Origin of the sequence: Pseudomonas sp. SbOxS1, from assembly GCF_013416725.1 — a bacterium.
Taxonomy (GTDB): domain Bacteria; phylum Pseudomonadota; class Gammaproteobacteria; order Pseudomonadales; family Pseudomonadaceae; genus Aquipseudomonas.
Map to the genome: position 1 here is coordinate 236,061 of NZ_JAAVXC010000015.1, position 17,062 is coordinate 253,122.

General features: G+C 61.1%; 17 protein-coding genes. 13 read left to right on the forward strand and 4 right to left on the reverse strand.

Annotated features, from left to right (window positions below; genetic code table 11):
* Positions 1-122 precede the first annotated feature (122 nt).
* From murJ to ispH, 6 genes are all read left to right on the forward strand, one after another.
* Positions 123-1,661 carry a murein biosynthesis integral membrane protein MurJ gene (gene murJ, locus HFK74_RS17595; protein WP_180204547.1) on the forward strand — a complete coding sequence of 513 codons (1,539 nt, stop codon included), beginning with the start codon at positions 123-125 and terminating at the stop codon, positions 1,659-1,661.
* 129 nt (positions 1,662-1,790) lie between these two features.
* Positions 1,791-2,741 carry a bifunctional riboflavin kinase/FAD synthetase gene (gene ribF, locus HFK74_RS17600; RefSeq protein ID WP_008058292.1) on the forward strand — a complete coding sequence of 317 codons (951 nt, stop codon included), beginning with the start codon at positions 1,791-1,793 and terminating at the stop codon, positions 2,739-2,741.
* Positions 2,742-5,573, forward strand: coding sequence for an isoleucine--tRNA ligase (gene ileS / locus HFK74_RS17605; RefSeq protein WP_180204548.1), 2,832 nt, complete (start codon positions 2,742-2,744; stop codon positions 5,571-5,573).
* A complete protein-coding gene (gene lspA, locus HFK74_RS17610) occupies positions 5,566-6,078 on the forward strand; it encodes a signal peptidase II (protein WP_180204549.1) in 513 nt (170 codons plus the stop codon). The genes ileS and lspA overlap by 8 nt, the downstream gene beginning before the upstream one ends.
* A gap of 7 nt (positions 6,079-6,085) precedes the next feature.
* Positions 6,086-6,523, forward strand: a complete 438-nt coding sequence (gene fkpB / locus HFK74_RS17615; RefSeq protein WP_172435403.1) for an FKBP-type peptidyl-prolyl cis-trans isomerase — start codon at positions 6,086-6,088, stop codon at positions 6,521-6,523.
* 141 nt (positions 6,524-6,664) lie between these two features.
* Positions 6,665-7,612 (forward strand): 4-hydroxy-3-methylbut-2-enyl diphosphate reductase, encoded by a 948-nt coding sequence (ispH, locus tag HFK74_RS17620; RefSeq protein WP_180204550.1) that lies wholly within the window; start codon positions 6,665-6,667, stop codon positions 7,610-7,612.
* 4 nt (positions 7,613-7,616) lie between these two features.
* Here ispH and HFK74_RS17625 read toward each other — a convergent pair whose 3' ends face one another.
* Positions 7,617-8,129, reverse strand: coding sequence for a GspH/FimT family pseudopilin (locus HFK74_RS17625; RefSeq protein WP_180204551.1), 513 nt, complete (start codon positions 8,127-8,129; stop codon positions 7,617-7,619).
* Between the two features lie 68 nt (positions 8,130-8,197).
* On the opposite strand from HFK74_RS17625, the gene HFK74_RS17630 reads away from it, so the two are divergent.
* The 7 genes from HFK74_RS17630 to thiO are packed head-to-tail and all read left to right on the forward strand — an operon-like array spanning position 8,198 to position 13,811.
* Positions 8,198-8,671 carry a GspH/FimT family pseudopilin gene (locus tag HFK74_RS17630; protein WP_180204552.1) on the forward strand — a complete coding sequence of 158 codons (474 nt, stop codon included), beginning with the start codon at positions 8,198-8,200 and terminating at the stop codon, positions 8,669-8,671.
* Positions 8,668-9,117: a type IV pilus modification protein PilV gene (gene pilV, locus HFK74_RS17635; protein WP_180204553.1), complete on the forward strand. Its 450-nt coding sequence runs from the start codon at positions 8,668-8,670 to the stop codon at positions 9,115-9,117. Before HFK74_RS17630 ends, pilV begins: the two co-directional genes overlap by 4 nt.
* Complete coding sequence (locus HFK74_RS17640; protein WP_180204554.1) at positions 9,114-9,827, forward strand: prepilin-type N-terminal cleavage/methylation domain-containing protein; 714 nt, start codon at positions 9,114-9,116, stop codon at positions 9,825-9,827. Before pilV ends, HFK74_RS17640 begins: the two co-directional genes overlap by 4 nt.
* Entirely contained in the window at positions 9,824-10,300 is a 477-nt protein-coding gene (locus tag HFK74_RS17645) for a PilX N-terminal domain-containing pilus assembly protein (protein WP_180204555.1), read from the forward strand. Before HFK74_RS17640 ends, HFK74_RS17645 begins: the two co-directional genes overlap by 4 nt.
* The gene (locus HFK74_RS17650) at positions 10,287-12,239 is read left to right on the forward strand and encodes a pilus assembly protein (protein WP_180204556.1); all 1,953 of its coding nucleotides are present in this window, start codon (positions 10,287-10,289) and stop codon (positions 12,237-12,239) included. Before HFK74_RS17645 ends, HFK74_RS17650 begins: the two co-directional genes overlap by 14 nt.
* Positions 12,240-12,253: 14 nt before the next feature.
* A complete protein-coding gene (locus HFK74_RS17655; protein ID WP_180204557.1) occupies positions 12,254-12,655 on the forward strand; it encodes a type IV pilin protein in 402 nt (133 codons plus the stop codon).
* Between the two features lie 55 nt (positions 12,656-12,710).
* The gene (gene thiO, locus HFK74_RS17660) at positions 12,711-13,811 is read left to right on the forward strand and encodes a glycine oxidase ThiO (RefSeq protein WP_180204558.1); all 1,101 of its coding nucleotides are present in this window, start codon (positions 12,711-12,713) and stop codon (positions 13,809-13,811) included.
* A gap of 63 nt (positions 13,812-13,874) precedes the next feature.
* Here the strand turns inward: thiO and HFK74_RS17665 are convergent, their stop codons facing one another.
* The 3 genes from HFK74_RS17665 to HFK74_RS17675 are packed head-to-tail and all read right to left on the reverse strand — an operon-like array spanning position 13,875 to position 17,021.
* Positions 13,875-15,206 carry a sigma-54 dependent transcriptional regulator gene (locus HFK74_RS17665; RefSeq protein ID WP_180204559.1) on the reverse strand — a complete coding sequence of 444 codons (1,332 nt, stop codon included), beginning with the start codon at positions 15,204-15,206 and terminating at the stop codon, positions 13,875-13,877.
* A gap of 2 nt (positions 15,207-15,208) precedes the next feature.
* Positions 15,209-16,798 (reverse strand): ATP-binding protein, encoded by a 1,590-nt coding sequence (locus tag HFK74_RS17670; RefSeq protein ID WP_180204560.1) that lies wholly within the window; start codon positions 16,796-16,798, stop codon positions 15,209-15,211.
* Positions 16,788-17,021, reverse strand: a complete 234-nt coding sequence (locus tag HFK74_RS17675) for a PP0621 family protein (RefSeq protein ID WP_180204561.1) — start codon at positions 17,019-17,021, stop codon at positions 16,788-16,790. The genes HFK74_RS17670 and HFK74_RS17675 overlap by 11 nt, the downstream gene beginning before the upstream one ends.
* Positions 17,022-17,062 lie beyond the last annotated feature (41 nt).

The window sequence follows — 17,062 nt, forward strand, 5'->3', positions numbered from 1 at the left end:
TTTCTTTCCAGCGTGCGACCTGTAAACTCGCGAGCTTTGGCTCTGTGCTGTTGCGGCGCGGAGTATCGCATAAGTAGGCGCGTAGTTCGCCTGCTGTTTATCGACAGGCACGAACTCTTTTAATGAATCTGCTCAAATCGTTGGCCGCCGTCAGCTCTATCACGATGCTTTCCCGGGTTTTGGGGTTTGTTCGTGACACCCTCATCGCACGTGCATTCGGCGCGGGAATGGCGACTGACGCCTTCTTCATCGCCTTTAAACTGCCCAACCTGTTGCGGCGGATTTTTGCCGAAGGGGCGTTTTCCCAGGCATTCGTACCGATTCTTGCCGAATACAAAAGCCAGAAAGGCGATGAGGCGACGCGAACCTTCATCGCCTATGTTTCTGGCCTGCTGACGCTGGTATTGGCGCTCGTCACGGCGTTGGGCATGCTTGCCGCCCCGTGGGTCATCTGGGTGACCGCCCCGGGTTTCGTCGATACGCCAGAGAAGTTCGAGCTGACTACGAGTCTGCTGCGGGTGACCTTTCCCTACATCCTGCTGATTTCCCTGTCGTCATTGGCCGGCGCCATCCTCAATACCTGGAACCGTTTTTCGGTGCCGGCCTTTGTGCCGACCCTGCTTAATGTCAGCATGATTATTTTCGCGCTGTTCCTGACCCCGTATTTCGATCCCCCGGTGATGGCGCTGGGCTGGGCGGTGCTGGCGGGCGGTCTGGCGCAGTTGCTTTACCAGCTGCCCCACCTGAAAAAGATCGGCATGCTGGTCCTGCCGCGCCTGAATCTGCGCGACAGCGGCGTCTGGCGGGTGATGAAGCAGATGTTGCCGGCGATTCTCGGGGTATCGGTGAGCCAGATCTCGCTGATCATCAACACCATCTTTGCCTCCTTCCTGGTTGCCGGTTCGGTGTCCTGGATGTACTACGCCGATCGCCTGATGGAGTTGCCGTCCGGTGTGCTGGGCGTGGCGTTGGGCACGATTCTGCTGCCGACCCTGGCCAAGACCTACGCCAGCAAGGATCGCCAGGAATATTCGCGAATCCTCGATTGGGGCCTGCGCCTGTGTTTCCTGCTGGTATTGCCGTGCGCCCTGGCGTTGGGGATCCTGGCCGAGCCGCTGACGGTTTCACTGTTCCAGTACGGTCAATTCGATGCCCATGACGCGTCCATGACCCAACGCGCACTGATTGCTTATTCCGTCGGTTTGCTCGGGATTATCGTGATCAAAGTGCTGGCGCCTGGCTTTTATGCGCAACAGAACATCCGCACGCCGGTAAAAATCGCGATTTTCACCCTCGTGGTCACCCAGTTGTTCAACCTGCTGTTGATCGGTCCGCTGGCCCATGCCGGCCTGGCGCTCGCCATCAGTGCCGGTGCCTGCCTGAATGCCGGGCTGCTGTTCTATCAACTGCGCAAGCAGCAGATGTACCAGCCGCAACCGGGCTGGGCGAAGTTCGGCTTCAAGCTGGTGGTCGCGGTGGTGGTGATGTCCGCTGTACTGCTGGCGGGGATGCATTTCATGCCCGCCTGGGGCGAGGGGCAGATGCCTGAGCGGTTCCTGCGCCTGGGCGCTTTGGTAATCGCCGGTGTGGTGGCGTATTTCGGCATGTTAGTGTTGATGGGCTTCAGGTTGCGCGACTTCAATCGCAGGACGCTTGGTTAAGGTCAGGGCCTGGATAAACAGGGGCGAGTCGGCGTTTTTGTCGGCTCGATTACTTTGGGATACGGTGTTGCCTGTCGTCGGCCGCCGGGTGTGGTTATAATCGACCACTTTATGAGCAAGAAGCGCGTTATGCAGCTGGTTCGAGGCCTCCACAATCTGCGCCCCCAGCATCGGGGCTGTGTCGCCACTATTGGCAACTTTGACGGTGTACACCGTGGCCACCAGGCTATCCTGGCGCGGCTGCGCGAGCGTGCGCTGGAGTTGGGCGTGCCCAGCTGCGTGGTGATTTTCGAGCCGCAGCCACGGGAATTCTTCGCCCCGGACACGGCACCGGCCCGGCTGGCCCGGCTGCGTGACAAACTGCAGCTGTTGGCGGCCGAAGGGGTGGACCGGGTCCTGTGCCTGGCTTTCAACCAGCGCTTGAGCAAGCTCAGCGCCAGTGAATTCGTCGATACCATCCTGGTTGATGGCCTTGGCGTGCAGCACCTTGAAGTCGGCGACGACTTCCGTTTTGGCTGTGACCGGGTAGGGGATTTCGATTTCCTGCAACAGGCCGGCGTCATGCAGGGCTTCACCGTCGAAGCGGCGCAAACCGTCGAGCTCGACGGTATTCGCGTCAGCAGCACCCAGGTGCGTAATGCGCTCGCCGCCGCTGACTTTGCCCTCGCCGAGCGCCTGCTGGGTCGCCCGTACCGGATCGCTGGTCGCGTGTTGCATGGCCAGAAGCTGGCGCGGCAGTTGGGTACGCCCACCGCCAACATTCAGCTCAAGCGTCGTCGCGTACCGTTTACCGGGGTTTACCTGGTCAGCGTCGACCTGGACGGGAAGACCTGGCCTGGCGTCGCCAATATCGGCGTTCGACCCACGGTCCAGGGAGATGGCAAAGCCCACCTCGAAGTACATCTTTTAGATTTTGCCGGCGATCTGTATGACCGGCGTATGACGGTGGTTTTCCACCAAAAGCTGCGTGAAGAGCAGCGTTTCGCCTCTCTGGAGGCGCTTAAGACGGCGATCAATGCGGATGTCGCCGCCGCCCGTGCCCTGTCGCACCTAGCGCCAATCGCTAATGAAGAGCCTTAAATGACCGACTATAAAGCCACGCTAAACCTTCCGGACACCGCCTTCCCAATGAAGGCCGGCCTGCCTCAGCGCGAACCGCAGATTCTGCAGCGCTGGGACAGCATTGGCCTGTACGGAAAGTTGCGCGAGATTGGCAAGGATCGTCCGAAGTTCGTCCTGCACGACGGTCCTCCGTACGCCAACGGCACGATTCACATCGGTCACGCACTGAACAAGATTCTCAAGGACATGATCATCCGTTCGAAGACCCTGTCGGGCTTCGACGCGCCTTATGTTCCGGGCTGGGACTGCCACGGCCTGCCGATCGAGCACAAGGTCGAAGTGACCCACGGCAAGAACCTGGGCGCGGACAAGACCCGCGAACTGTGCCGGGCCTACGCCACCGAGCAGATCGAAGGGCAGAAATCCGAATTCATCCGTCTGGGCGTGCTGGGCGACTTCGCCAACCCGTACAAGACCATGGACTTCAAGAACGAGGCCGGTGAAATCCGTGCCCTGGCCGAAATCGTCAAGGGCGGTTTCGTGTTCAAAGGCTTGAAGCCTGTGAACTGGTGCTTCGACTGCGGATCGGCCCTGGCCGAAGCGGAAGTCGAGTACGAGAACAAGAAGTCCTCGACCATCGACGTGGCGTTCCCGATTGCCGATGAAGCCAGCCTGGCTGCCGCTTTCGGCCTGCCATCGCTGGCCAAGCCTGCTTCGATCGTGATCTGGACCACCACCCCGTGGACCATCCCGGCTAACCAGGCGCTGAACGTCCACCCGGAATTCAACTACGCCCTGGTCGATGTCGGCGACAAACTGCTGGTCCTGGCTGAAGAGCTGGTTGAGTCGTGCCTGGCGCGCTACAGCCTGGAAGGCTCGGTCATCGCGACCACCACGGGCAAGGCGCTGGAACTGATCAACTTCCGCCACCCGTTCTACGACCGTCTGTCGCCTGTGTACCTGGCTGACTATGTTGAACTGGGCGCCGGCACCGGCGTGGTTCACTCCGCACCGGCCTACGGCGTGGACGACTTCGTGACCTGCAAGAAATACGGCATGGTCAACGACGACATCCTCAATCCGGTACAAAGCAACGGCGTCTACGCGACTTCGCTGGAATTCTTCGGCGGCCAGTTCATCTGGAAGGCCAACCCGGCCATCGTCGACAAGCTGACCGAGGTCGGCGCGCTGCTGCACACCACCATCATCGAACACAGCTACATGCACTGCTGGCGCCACAAGACCCCGCTGATCTACCGCGCCACCGCGCAGTGGTTCATCGGCATGGACAAGCAGCCGACCACGGGCGACACCCTGCGCCAGCGTTCGCTCAAAGCCATCGAAGAGACCCAGTTCGTGCCGGCCTGGGGCCAGGCGCGCCTGCACTCGATGATCGCCAACCGTCCCGATTGGTGCATCTCCCGCCAGCGCAACTGGGGCGTGCCGATCCCGTTCTTCCTGAACAAGGAAAGCGGCGAGTTGCACCCACGCACCGTTGAACTGATGGAAGAAGTCGCCAAGCGCGTCGAAGGCGAAGGCATCGAGGCCTGGTTCAAGCTGGACGCCGCCGAACTGCTGGGCGATGAAGCGCCGCAGTACGACAAGATCAGCGACACCCTGGACGTCTGGTTCGATTCGGGCACCACGCACTGGCACGTCCTGCGCGGTTCGCACCCGATGGGCCACGAAAGCGGTCCACGCGCCGACCTGTACCTGGAAGGTTCGGACCAGCACCGCGGCTGGTTCCACTCGTCGCTGCTGACCGGTTGCGCCATCGACAACCACGCGCCGTACCGCGAGCTGCTGACCCACGGTTTCACCGTTGACGAGTCCGGCCGCAAGATGTCCAAGTCGTTGGGCAACGTCATTGCACCGCAGAAAGTCAACGACACCCTGGGCGCCGATATCATGCGTCTGTGGGTCGCTTCTACCGACTACTCCGGCGAAATGGCAGTGTCTGAGCAGATCCTGCAGCGCAGTGCGGACGCCTACCGGCGTATCCGTAACACCGCGCGCTTCCTGCTCTCGAACCTGACCGGCTTCAACCCGGCCACCGACCTGCTGCCAGCCGAAGAAATGCTGGCGCTGGACCGTTGGGCCGTGGACCGCACCTTGTTGCTGCAACGCGAGTTGCAAGAGCACTACAGCGAATACCGCTTCTGGAATGTGTACTCCAAGATCCACAACTTCTGCGTGCAGGAGCTGGGCGGTTTCTACCTGGACATCATCAAGGATCGTCAGTACACCACGGGTACCGACAGCAAGGCCCGTCGTTCGTGCCAGACCGCGCTGTTCCACATCTCCGAAGCGCTGGTGCGCTGGATCGCCCCGATCCTGGCGTTCACCGCCGACGAGCTGTGGCAATACCTGCCGGGCGAGCGCAACGAGTCCGTCATGCTCAACACCTGGTACGAAGGCCTGACCGAGCTGCCGGAAGGCTTCGAGCTGGGTCGCGCCTACTGGGACCGCATCATGGAAGTGAAGGTCGCGGTCAACAAAGAGATGGAAATCCAGCGCGCGGCCAAGGCCGTCGGTGGCAACCTGCAAGCCGAAGTGACGCTGTTCGCCGAAGACGCGCTGACCGCCGACCTGGCCAAGCTGAGCAACGAACTGCGTTTCGTGCTGATCACTTCCACTGCCAGCGTTGCGCCTTTTGTACAGGCACCCGCGGACGCGGTAGTCACCGAAGTCAGCGGCTTGAAGCTGAAAATCGTCAAGTCGGCCTTCGCCAAGTGCGCCCGTTGCTGGCACTGCCGTGAAGACGTCGGCGTGAACCCGGAGCATCCGGAAATCTGCGGTCGTTGCGTCGACAACATCAGCGGCGCGGGCGAGGTTCGTCACTATGCCTAATGCCGTTGGCCGTTTTGGACGGCTGGGCTGGCTCTGGTTGAGTTTGCTGGTCCTGATCATCGACCAGGCCAGCAAGTTCTACTTCGAAGGCTCGTTGCAGATGTACCAGCAAATCGTGGTGATCCCCGATTACTTCAGCTGGACTCTGGCCTACAACACCGGCGCGGCGTTCAGCTTCCTGGCGGACAGCTCCGGCTGGCAGCGCTGGCTGTTTGCCCTGATCGCGGTCGTGGTCAGCGCAGTGCTGGTGGTCTGGCTCAAGCGTCTTGGTCGCAACGAAACCTGGCTGGCCGTCGCGCTGGCGTTGGTGCTGGGTGGCGCGCTGGGCAATCTATATGACCGCATAGCCTTGGGCCATGTGATCGATTTCATCCTGGTGCATTGGCAGAACCGCTGGTATTTCCCGGCGTTCAACTTCGCCGACAGTGCTATCACGGTTGGTGCGGTAATGCTGGCACTGGATATGTTCAAAAGTAAAAAGACCGGAGAAGCCGTTCATGACTGAACAGGTATTGGCTGAGCAACGCATCGGCCAGAACACGGAAGTCACCTTGCATTTTGCATTGCGCCTGGAGAATGGCGACACGGTGGACAGCACCTTCGATAAAGCCCCGGCGACCTTCAAGGTCGGTGACGGCAACCTGTTGCCAGGTTTTGAAGCCGCGTTGTTCGGTTTCAAGGCGGGCGACAAGCGTACACTGAGCATCGAGCCGGAAAACGCGTTTGGCCAGCCCAACCCGCAAAACGTGCAGATCATCCCGCGTTCGCAGTTCCAGGACATGGAGCTGTCGCCAGGTTTGCTGGTGATCTTCAACGATGCGGCCAATACTGAATTGCCGGGTGTGGTCAAAGAGTTCGATGACGCGCAAGTGACCATCGACTTCAACCATCCACTGGCGGGCAAGACGCTGACCTTTGACGTGGAAATCATTTCCGTCAAAGCGCTGTAAACGCTTTTCTGTAGGAGCCGGCTTGCCGGCGAAGGGATCTTGAAGGCTAGCGGTGAACGTGATGGGCTCTTCGCTGGCAAGCCAGCTCCTACAGTGAGTCGCAACGATCCAATTTTTCGCGCGCAAGACACGAGGCACAGCATGCAAATCAAACTCGCCAATCCCCGTGGCTTCTGCGCCGGTGTGGACCGGGCGATCGAAATCGTCAACCGCGCCCTGGAGGTCTTCGGGCCGCCGATCTATGTGCGCCACGAAGTGGTCCACAACAAGTTCGTCGTCGAAGACCTGCGTAACCGCGGGGCAATCTTCGTCGAGGAACTGGACCAGGTGCCGGACGACGTGATCGTGATCTTCAGTGCCCACGGCGTGTCCCAGGCCGTGCGGACCGAAGCTGCCGGCCGTGGCCTGAAAGTGTTCGACGCCACGTGCCCGCTGGTCACCAAGGTGCACATCGAAGTCGCCCGTTACAGCCGCGACGGTCGTGAATGCATCCTCATCGGCCACGCCGGTCACCCGGAAGTCGAAGGCACCATGGGCCAATACGATGCCAGCAACGGTGGTGCAATCTATCTGGTCGAAGACGAAAAGGATGTCGCCGAACTGCAGGTGCAGAATCCGGAGAAACTGGCGTTCGTCACCCAAACGACCTTGTCCATGGACGATACCAGTCGCGTCATTGACGCACTGCGTACGCGTTTCCCGGCCATCGGCGGCCCGCGCAAGGACGACATCTGCTACGCCACGCAAAACCGCCAGGACGCGGTCAAGCAACTGGCCGACGAATGCGATGTGGTACTGGTGGTCGGCAGTCCGAACAGCTCCAACTCCAATCGCCTGCGCGAACTGGCAGAACGCATGTCGACCCCGGCCTACCTGATCGATGGTGCCGAGGACCTGGACAAGAGCTGGTTCGACGGTGTCGAACGGATCGGCATCACTGCTGGCGCTTCCGCTCCGGAAGTCCTGGTGCGTGGCGTGATTCAGCAATTGCAGGCCTGGGGCGCCACCGGTGCCGATGAGCTGGCCGGTCGTGAAGAGAACATCACGTTCTCCATGCCCAAGGAACTGCGGGTCCGTTCGTTGCTCTGAGCCTTCAGGTCGCGCATAACGCCTGCGTGGTCTTCTCGCTGCGCAGGCTGATGCGACCGTTCGAGGCCAGCACCACCTGGTGTTGGCTCTGCGCGGCGCGTGCCGAGCACACATGCAATGTCCCTGCTTGAAAACCCCCGGACACCGGCTCGCCCAGTGGGCCGAATCGTACGGCAGTCCTGACATACTGATTGCCGAAAATCGCCACGCCCATACCGCTGCGGCGCTCGACCAGCAGCGGATTGCCGGGGTCTTCGTGCCCCTTGCCGCTGACATCCAGAATGATCCGCCAGCCCTGGCTCCAGTCGTCGTTTATGCCGTGAACCACGACGGCTTGACCGCGTGATATCGCTTCGCTTCTTGCACTGCGCAGACCGCTGACAAGTGACTTGGCCGCCTCCTCGCGATGGTTCGATTCTACAAGCGCTGCAAATGCCGGACTGACCAGCAGCAGAACAATCCCGGCAATCGCGAGTCCCATAAGCAATTCGATCAGACTGAAACCTTGCTCACGCATGAAATTTTCCTCCCTGGAACGTCCTGGCGTGTGTAAGCAGGTATAGCCGACGGCAGCAGAGGGCAACGATGGATCATCGTACAAAAGGTTTCACGCTGATCGAGTTGTTGATGGCGCTGGCGGTCTTCCTGGTCCTGATCACCCTGGCGGTCCCGGCATTTATCCGTTCGACACAAGGCACCAGGGCCGACACCGAGATGGGGGATCTGCTACGTGGCCTCAATTACGCCCGACTGGAAGCCATCGATCGCGGCATGACCCTCCGGGTTCGACCTACGGTGGGTGGGGGCATGTGGACAGGGGAGTTGTCGGTCTATGAGGGTACTGGCACTCCGGCCAATGTATTGCGGGTTGTTCCAGCGATGAGCAGCGGTGCGACTCTGACGCTAACCTCGGGAGTGACGGCCATCGATTTCAATCATCTGGGCGGGCTGTCGTCATCCTCGACGGCAGTGGTGATCAGCTATGTGCTCGGAACGCAAAGCAGGACGCTGAGTGTGTGTTTGAGCGGACGAATTCTACTGGGTGGAAGTTGCGGATGAGGTCATGGAGCAAGGGTGCCCAGGAGGGCATGACGTTGATCGAGGTCCTGGTGGCGTTGCTGATTCTGGGCGTGGCGCTGTTGGGTGCGGCCGCCGTTCAATTGAATGCCTTGAAATACACCGACAGTGCGCGCATGACCAGCCAGGCCAGTTTTATCGCCTACGACATGCTGGATCGCATTCGCGCCAATGCGGCCGCCGATTACACGGTTACACCGCCGACCTCGGGCAACCTCAACGTCGCCCGGGACCAGGACCTCTACGATTTCACCCAGAACATCGTCAATTTCGGTGGCGCCACGGCAACCGGCAGCATCTCCCTGAGCCAGCGGGTGTACACCATCACCATCACCTGGGACGACTCGCGGGCTGCCAACAGCCCCAACTCACGGCGCAGTTTCGTCCTCGCCAGCCGCGCGACCGTCGACCCGGTGGCCAATCCATGAACCGCTACCATCGCGGCTTCGGCCTGATCGAGTTGCTGATCGCCCTGGCGTTGAGCCTGGTCGTGGTACTGGGTGGGGTGCAGGTGTTCATCGCCGCGAAAAACACCTACATCAGTCAGAATGCCGCCGCGGCCATGCAGGAGGACGCGCGCTTCGTGCTGAGCAAGATGATCCAGGAAATCCGCATGGTCGGCATGTTTGGCTGTCTGGAGACGATCACCGATTCCAGCAAGGCGGGTGACTTCTCGGCCAGCCAGATAACGCCGATCAGTTGGGACAACGCAGGTCTCAGGTTGACCCTGGTGACGGCGGACTTCGGCAGCAATGGCGGGAAGCCAGCCTGGACGGTGGTTTCCGATTGTCGAAGCAGCGCGACGGCTTATACCGACTGGCGCGCACCTGCCACGGGGCAACAGGCATTCCCCATCCGGCGCTTGATCTACAGCTTGAAGAACGATCAGTTGATGCTGGGTGTCGGCAGGGGAAAGCCGCTTGAGCAAGTGCTGGTGGATAACGTCAGTGCCTTCAACGTCAGCTTCGGCCTCGCCAGCTCGGCTTCCGATACGGCGGCTTCCAGTTACAGCAGCAACCCGGCGGACCCAGCGCGCATCCGTAGCGTACGCCTGAGCCTGACCCTCACCGACCCGAACAAGCGGGTAAGCGACCAAACCTTCAACGTGGTTGCCGCCCTGCGCAACCGACTGCCATGAAGGGCGGGCTATCACCTGGTTCCCAGCGCGGCATGGCGCTGCTGGTCAGCCTGGTGTTCCTGCTGCTGCTGACGCTGATCGGCATCTCATCGATGCAAAACGCCACGCTGCAGGAAAAAATGGCCGGTAGCCTGAGCTTGCGCAACCAGTCGTTCCAGGCTGCCGAAGCGGTGTTACGCGTGGGTGAAAGCGCGGTGCAGCTCGACAGTTATTCGTTGCCAGTGTGCAGCGGCACGATTCGGTGTGCACCGCCTGCCGAATCGGTGACCCTCAAGGCGGCCGGATTCAATTCCACCTCGGGGGTGACCTGGATCGCGTCCGGCAGCGGCTTCTATGGCGTGCAGAACATAGGCACCACCCTGGCGGCGGTGAACGTGCCGAGCAACACCTCGGCCACCTTGTACCGGGTAACCGCCGTGGGCGTTGCGGGCAGTTCGCGCAGTGTGGTGGAGAGCATTTATGCGAAGTATTGAAAGGTGCGCGCCGCTGTGGAAATTGTTGAACGGGGTCTTTTGCACCTTGTTCCTGGCAGCTCCCGCCTTTGCCTTCACGCCTTCGGATTCGCCCTTGTTGTGCGCCGCCGGCTCCGGCGGCAGTGGTGTCGCCAGTGGCACTCGCTATTTCCAGACCCGTTACGACCCCAAGGACTGGCGCGGCACGATCAACGCCTACGGTTTCACCGCCAGTGGCGCGGTCGATACCGCATCGGTGCTGTGGTCCACCGACACCGCCATCGTGCCGGGCGCCAAGGCACCGACCTATCAATCCTGGAACAACCAGACCCACAGCGCCGTGACACTGGCCTTCGCCAACTTTTCCGCGGCCCAGCAAGCCGTTCTCAACCAGGGCTTGCCCAGCGGTATTACGGGCAGCGATCTGGTGGAGTGGAGTAAGGGCACCCACAAGGCCGGCCTGAAAGCGCGCAGCGTGTTGCTGGGCGATATCGTCAACTCACCGCTGGTCCTGGCGGCACCTTCGGATAAAACCGCCTCGGACTGGTCGGGGGACACCGGCTACAGCACTTACCTGGCCACCAAGGCGGCCAATATGAATGCCAGTCTGGTGGTCAACGCCAACGACGGGTTCGCCAGCGTCATCAATGCCGGCAACGGTGCCCGACGCTACGCCTACATGCCCTCCAGCGTGCTGCCGTCTTTGCGTAATATCGCCGATACCGCCTACATCAACGGCGTCAGCCACAAGTTTCTGGTGGATGGCCAGGTGGGCGTGTTCGATGCTCAGTTGAACAGTGCCTGGAAAACCCTCGCACTGGGCGGAACGGGGGCGGGCGGGAAAACCTTCTATGCGCTGCAGCTGTTCGACGCGTCGGCGGGGAATGTCACCAGGGCCTTGTGGGAGATCAGCGCACCGGCCGCTGCCAGTGCGGCGAACGCTTTCAATGATCTGGGTTATGCCTACGCCCGGCCGGAGGTGGCACGCTTGGCGGACGGACGATGGGCGGCGTTCATTGCCAACGGTTATGGCAGTCACTCCGGGGTGGCAGCGTTATATGTGGTGGACATTCGTGACGGCAGCCTGATCAGGAAAATCGTGATCGAGAGCCGCGAAACCACTAACGGCCTGTCTTCGGTGAAACTCAAGGTGAATTCGCAGAATGTGGTGCAGGCGGCCTATGGCGGCGACCTCAAGGGACGGCTCTGGAAGTTTGACCTCAGTGGCACCACCCCGGACACCTGGGGCCTGGCCTTTGCCGGCAAACCACTGTTTACCACCGCCGGTGGCGCTACCCAGCCGATCACCTCGCAGCCGTTGCTGGCGGATAATGCCCTGGGTGGCAAGATGGTGTTTTTTGGCACCGGGAAACTCAACGAGACGGCGGACAAGACCAACAAGGACCTGCAGGCGTTCTACGCGGTGTGGGATGCGATCGGGGGCTCCGGGCAGATCACCACCTCCAGTCTGCAGGCTCAGGCGGTGACCGGGGTGTCGTCGGGAAGTTCGGGGCAGGTGATCACCACCAGCCAGGACGAGGTGACCTACCCGGCGCAAAAGGGTTGGTACTTGCCATTGCGGTATAACAGCGCTCTGACCGGTGAGCGGGTGATCAACCAGGCCAGCCTGGTGCTCGGACGGATCGTCTTCACCACGGCCAGCGTGGATACCACGGACCCTTGCGCCAGCTTTGGTACCGGCAAACTGGTCGAACTCGATGCTTTCAGCGGTAAGATGCTCAATTACGCGGTGCTCGACACCAACGGCGACGCAGTGGTCGACAGCACCGACACGCTGTCCAGCGGCGTGGTCTTTATCGGCGGGATTCCGACCTTGAACGCCATCGTCAATGGCGCGACGCGAAAAATCGTGAACGATTCCAGTGGCGGTATCTCCACGCTGGTGGAAAAATCCGGCGGCGGCGGGAGCCGTCGCATCATGTGGCGACAAATACAGTAAGCGAGAGTTGAGGCATGCACAGATCCAACCGCGGTTTTACCCTGATCGAAATCATGATCGTGATTGCGATCATCGGGATCGTCATGACCATCGCTATGCCGAGCTTTACCGAATATCTCAATAAGGGGCGCCGCACCGACGTGGCCGGTCTGCTCTCAGAACAGGCGCAGATCCTCGAACGCCACTATTCGAAGTCCAGCGTCTACACCAACGCCACCGGCCTCAGCGCTGGCAACGACTACTACAGCATCACGCCGACCCTGACCGACCAGGCGTTCCTGCTGAGGGCAACACGCAAGGGCGGTACCGCCATGGCCACTGACAAGTGTGGTGATTTCACTCTTACCAACACCGGTGTCAGAAGCATGGTCAATGCTGCGGCCGGCCTGACCACCAAGGATTGCTGGGGTCGCTGAGTTTCCTTTTCGGGCGTTCTTTGCGCCACTGTCTATTTAACGGTTGGATCTGAACATGACCAGGCAACAGCAAGTGGTGATCGTCGGTGGTGGGGTAATCGGCCTGCTGACGGCATTCAATCTCGCGTCCCAGGTGCAGAGTGTGGTGCTGCTGGATCGATCGAGCGTCGGCCAGGAGTCGTCCTGGGCGGGCGGCGGCATCGTTTCCCCGCTCTATCCATGGCGCTACAGCCCCGCTGTTACCGCGCTGGCGCATTGGTCCCAGGATTTTTATCCACAGCTGGGCGAGCGTTTGTTCGCTGCTACCGGGATCGATCCCGAGGTGCATACCACAGGCTTGTACTGGCTGGACCTGGACGATGAAGCCGAAGCGCTGGCCTGGGCCGCGCGCGAGGGGCGTCCACTGCGGGCTGTGGATATCTCGGCGGCCCACGATGCGGTGCCGGTGCTCGGTGGCGGTTTTTCCCGCGCGATCTACATGGCCGACGTGGCCAACGTGCGCAACCCGCGGCTGGTGAAATCGCTCAAGGCGGCATTGCAGGCGCTGGGGAACGTGACGATTCATGAGCAATGCGAAGTCAGCGGGTTTATTCGGCAAGACGAAAAAGTAGTTGGTGTGCAGACCTCCACGGGCGCGATCCATGGCGATCAAGTGGTCCTGACCGCTGGCGCCTGGAGCGGCGATTTACTCAGGAGCCTGGGCCTTGAGTTGCCGGTCGAGCCGGTGAAAGGGCAGATGATCCTCTACAAGTGCGCGGCGGATTTCCTGCCGAGCATGGTGCTGGCCAAAGGGCGTTATGCGATTCCTCGGCGCGATGGGCACATCCTGATTGGCAGCACCCTGGAGCATGAAGGCTACGACAAGACGCCGACTGAATCGGCCCTCGAAAGCCTCAAGGCTTCGGCCGTGGAGCTGATTCCGGCGTTGGCTGACGCCGAGGTGGTGGGGCATTGGGCCGGGTTGCGGCCAGGTTCGCCGGAGGGCATTCCCTACATTGGTCGGGTGCCGGGGTTTGACGGTCTGTGGCTCAATTGCGGGCACTACCGTAACGGGTTGGTTCTGGCGCCGGCCTCGTGTCAGCTGTTCGCTGATGTGATGTTGGGCAGGACGCCGATCATTGATCCGGCACCGTATGCGCCGGCCGGGCGGATTTAGTCGATCCGCATATTTGAGTCGACGCAAACTCTGTAGGAGCGAGGCTTGCCCGCGAAGGGGCCCTCAATCCAGACCGAGTTTCTTCAGCCTGTAGCGCATCGACCTGAACGACAGATTCAACCGCTGAGCCGCCGCCGTGCGGTTCCAGCGGGTCTCTTCCAGCGCCTGGAGAAGCAGCTGGCGCTCAACGTTTTCCAGGTACGCCTCCAGGTTATCGATCTGCGTGAGGTCCGGCACGCCCCCTTCGGCGGCACAGTTACCTTCGGCCAGGCGCAGGTCGCTGGCCTCGATCTGCTTGTTTTCACACAAGGTGTGCGCCCGTTCGAGCATGTTCTCCAGCTCCCGCACATTGCCCGGGAAACGGTAGCTTTTCAGGGCGTCGAGGGCATTGGGGTGGAGTTTTGCCGCGGGCTGCCCAGTGTCTGCAGCCAGGCGCTTGAGCACATGGCTGGCCAGCGGCTCGATGTCGTCACGGCGTTCGCGCAAAGCTGGAACCCGTAGCTCGATCACGTTCAGGCGGTAGTACAGGTCCTGGCGAAAGCGTTCGGCAGCGACTTCGGCGCCAAGGTCTTTGTGAGTGGCGCACAGTATGCGCACATCGACCACTTTCTCCTGTTGCCCGCCGACACTGCGTACCGCTTTCTCCTGGATCGCCCGCAGCAGTTTGACTTGCATGGGCAGGGGCAGGTCTGCCACTTCGTCGAGAAACAGGGTGCCGCCGTGGGCCGCCTGGAACAAACCGGGTTTGTCCTCGATGGCGCCGCTGAAGCTGCCTTTTCGATGGCCGAAAAACTCGCTTTCCATTAGCTCCGTCGGAATCGCGCCGCAATTGACCGGCACAAAGGGCTGGCTGGCCCGTGGTCCTCGCTCATGAATCAGGCGGGCGACCAGTTCCTTGCCGCTGCCGGACTCGCCGCTGATGTACACCGGTGCCTGGCTACGGGCCAGTTTGTCGATCTGCTTGCGCAGAGAGCGCATGGGCGGCGAGTCGCCCAGCAAGCGGCGATCGATGGCGGTGCCAGGGGCGGGCAGTAGCAAGGCACTGGTCACCAGTTCCCGCAGGCGGGTCAGGTCCACCGGTTTGGTCAGGAAATCGAACGCACCGGCCTTCAGCGCATTGATCGCCGTGTCGAGGTTGCCATAGGCCGTGATCATGGCCACCGGCACTTGTGGGTAGCGTTGCTGGATGTGCTGCACCAGCTCAAGACCGCTGCCGTCCGGCAAGCGCATGTCGGTCAGGCACAGGTCGAACGTTTCGCGCTGGAGCAGGGCCAGGGCCTCGCCAACGTTGCGGGCGCTGTAGGTGTCGAGTTTCATCCGACCCAGGGTGATTTCCAGGAGTTCGCGGATGTCCGGTTCGTCGTCGACGATCAGGACTTTTTGCCGTGGGCTCATGTTCAACCCTGTTTGCGTCCGTGGGCAAAGGTGATGCGAAAACAGCCGCCGCCTTGGCGCGGCTTGAAGTCCAGGCGGGCCTGGTTGCTTTCGCACAGCTCGCGGGACAGGTAAAGCCCCAGGCCAGTGCCCTGGTGGCTGGTAGTGAAGAAGGGCTCGAACAATTGCGCTTGATGCTCCGGGGCCACGCCAGGGCCGTCGTCGAGGATTTCGAGGACGGGTAGCTGGCTGTCGGGATCGGTGAACAACTCAAGCCAGACCTGCGCCCGGTGGTGGTTCAGGGCGCTATGGCGCCATGCATTGCGAATCAGGTTGTCGAGAATCTGCTCCAGCTGGTTCGGGTCCATCAAGGTCTTGAAGTCGCCGGGAGCAATGTGCAGGTGGATCTTCTGCTGCTCGCCCGCCTGCTCGCGGGTTGCCGCCACGAACTGTTCGAGCCAGGGCTTCAGGTCGAGTCGTTGGGTCACGGTTTGCTGGCGGCGGGACAGTTGCAGGACGTTTTCGATAACCCGATTCATGCGCTGAGAGTGGTCTTGAATAATCTGCGTCAGACGTCGGTCCGCGGCATTCAGTTCCTCTGATTCTCGTAATAGCTGCGCGGCGTGACTGATGGCGCCCAGCGGATTGCGGATTTCATGGGCGATCCCGGCGGTCAGGCGGCCCAGGGCGGCGAGCTTCAGTTGCTGAGCCTGTTGGGTGATCTGTGCGAGGTCTTCGAGAAAGACCAGGGTCTGGTGATGCGGACTGGGGGCCAGGGCAATGAAGCTCGGCTGCAGTTCAAGGCCACTGCTGGCGATTTTCAGGCTTGGCGGGCGCAACGTCGGGTTGTTGATCCACAGTTGCAGGCGCTCGACCAGGGAAGGGGCATGTTCGTCGATCCGACGGCCTTCGAGGCGCTCGCAGCCCAGCAGGGACAAGGCGCTGTGATTGGCCAGTTGCACGCGCCATTGGTCGTCAAGCACCAGGATGCCCGTGCGCATGCGTTGCAGTATCAGTGCATTGAGGGCTTCCAGGCCGACGACCTGGCTGGCTTTCTGTTCCGCCAGGGTTTCGCTGACCTCCAGTCGCCGGACCAGGCCTTGCACCAGCAGCGCGGCGGCAAAACACAGGAGGCCAAGGGTACCGACCTGCAAATAATCGTTGGGACTGGCCTGATGGCTGACATTCAGCAGGAAGCTCGAACCCAGGATGCCAAGGGCGCTGATGGCGGCAATCAACAGGCCGATGCGTTTTCGCAACAAGGTATTGCTGATGGCCACCGAAACGATCAGCAAGTTGCCAATGGCGCTGGCCACACCGCCGCCAGCGTAGAACAACCCGCAAAGCAACAGGACGTCGACCAATGCCAGGCTGAACAATTGCGCGGGGCGGCGGGTGTTCCCGAAGAAGACCACCAGCAGGATGTTCAGCACCAGGTACAACCAGCTGCCGCCGCGCAGCAGGTCGGCATTGGCGGACGTCAGCAACCGGTTGTCCATGTCGCTGGAAATCAGCAGCACCAGAATGAGGCCGATGCTTAAACGGTAGAGGTGATAGAGACGCAGCAGTCGCTGGGACTGTTTGTCGCCGGGACTGGACGTCTCAGCGATCACTTTTGCCGGGGCCTTGCTCAAGGTGAGCCTGGCTGCAATACCACTGTTGTTGAAGTCTCAGGGCGCGGTCGCGGGGCAGGTGCACGCCGCAATGGGCGCAGCGCACCATGGGCGCCGCTTCCAGTTCGGGGGAGGACTTGGGTGCGGAAGCCTGGCCCTTGAACTTGCGCCAGAACCAAACAGCGGCGGCTATCACTGCGATCCAGAATAATAAACGAAGCATGGTGAGCTGCTTTATGACGGATGAATCGCCAGTTTAGCCAA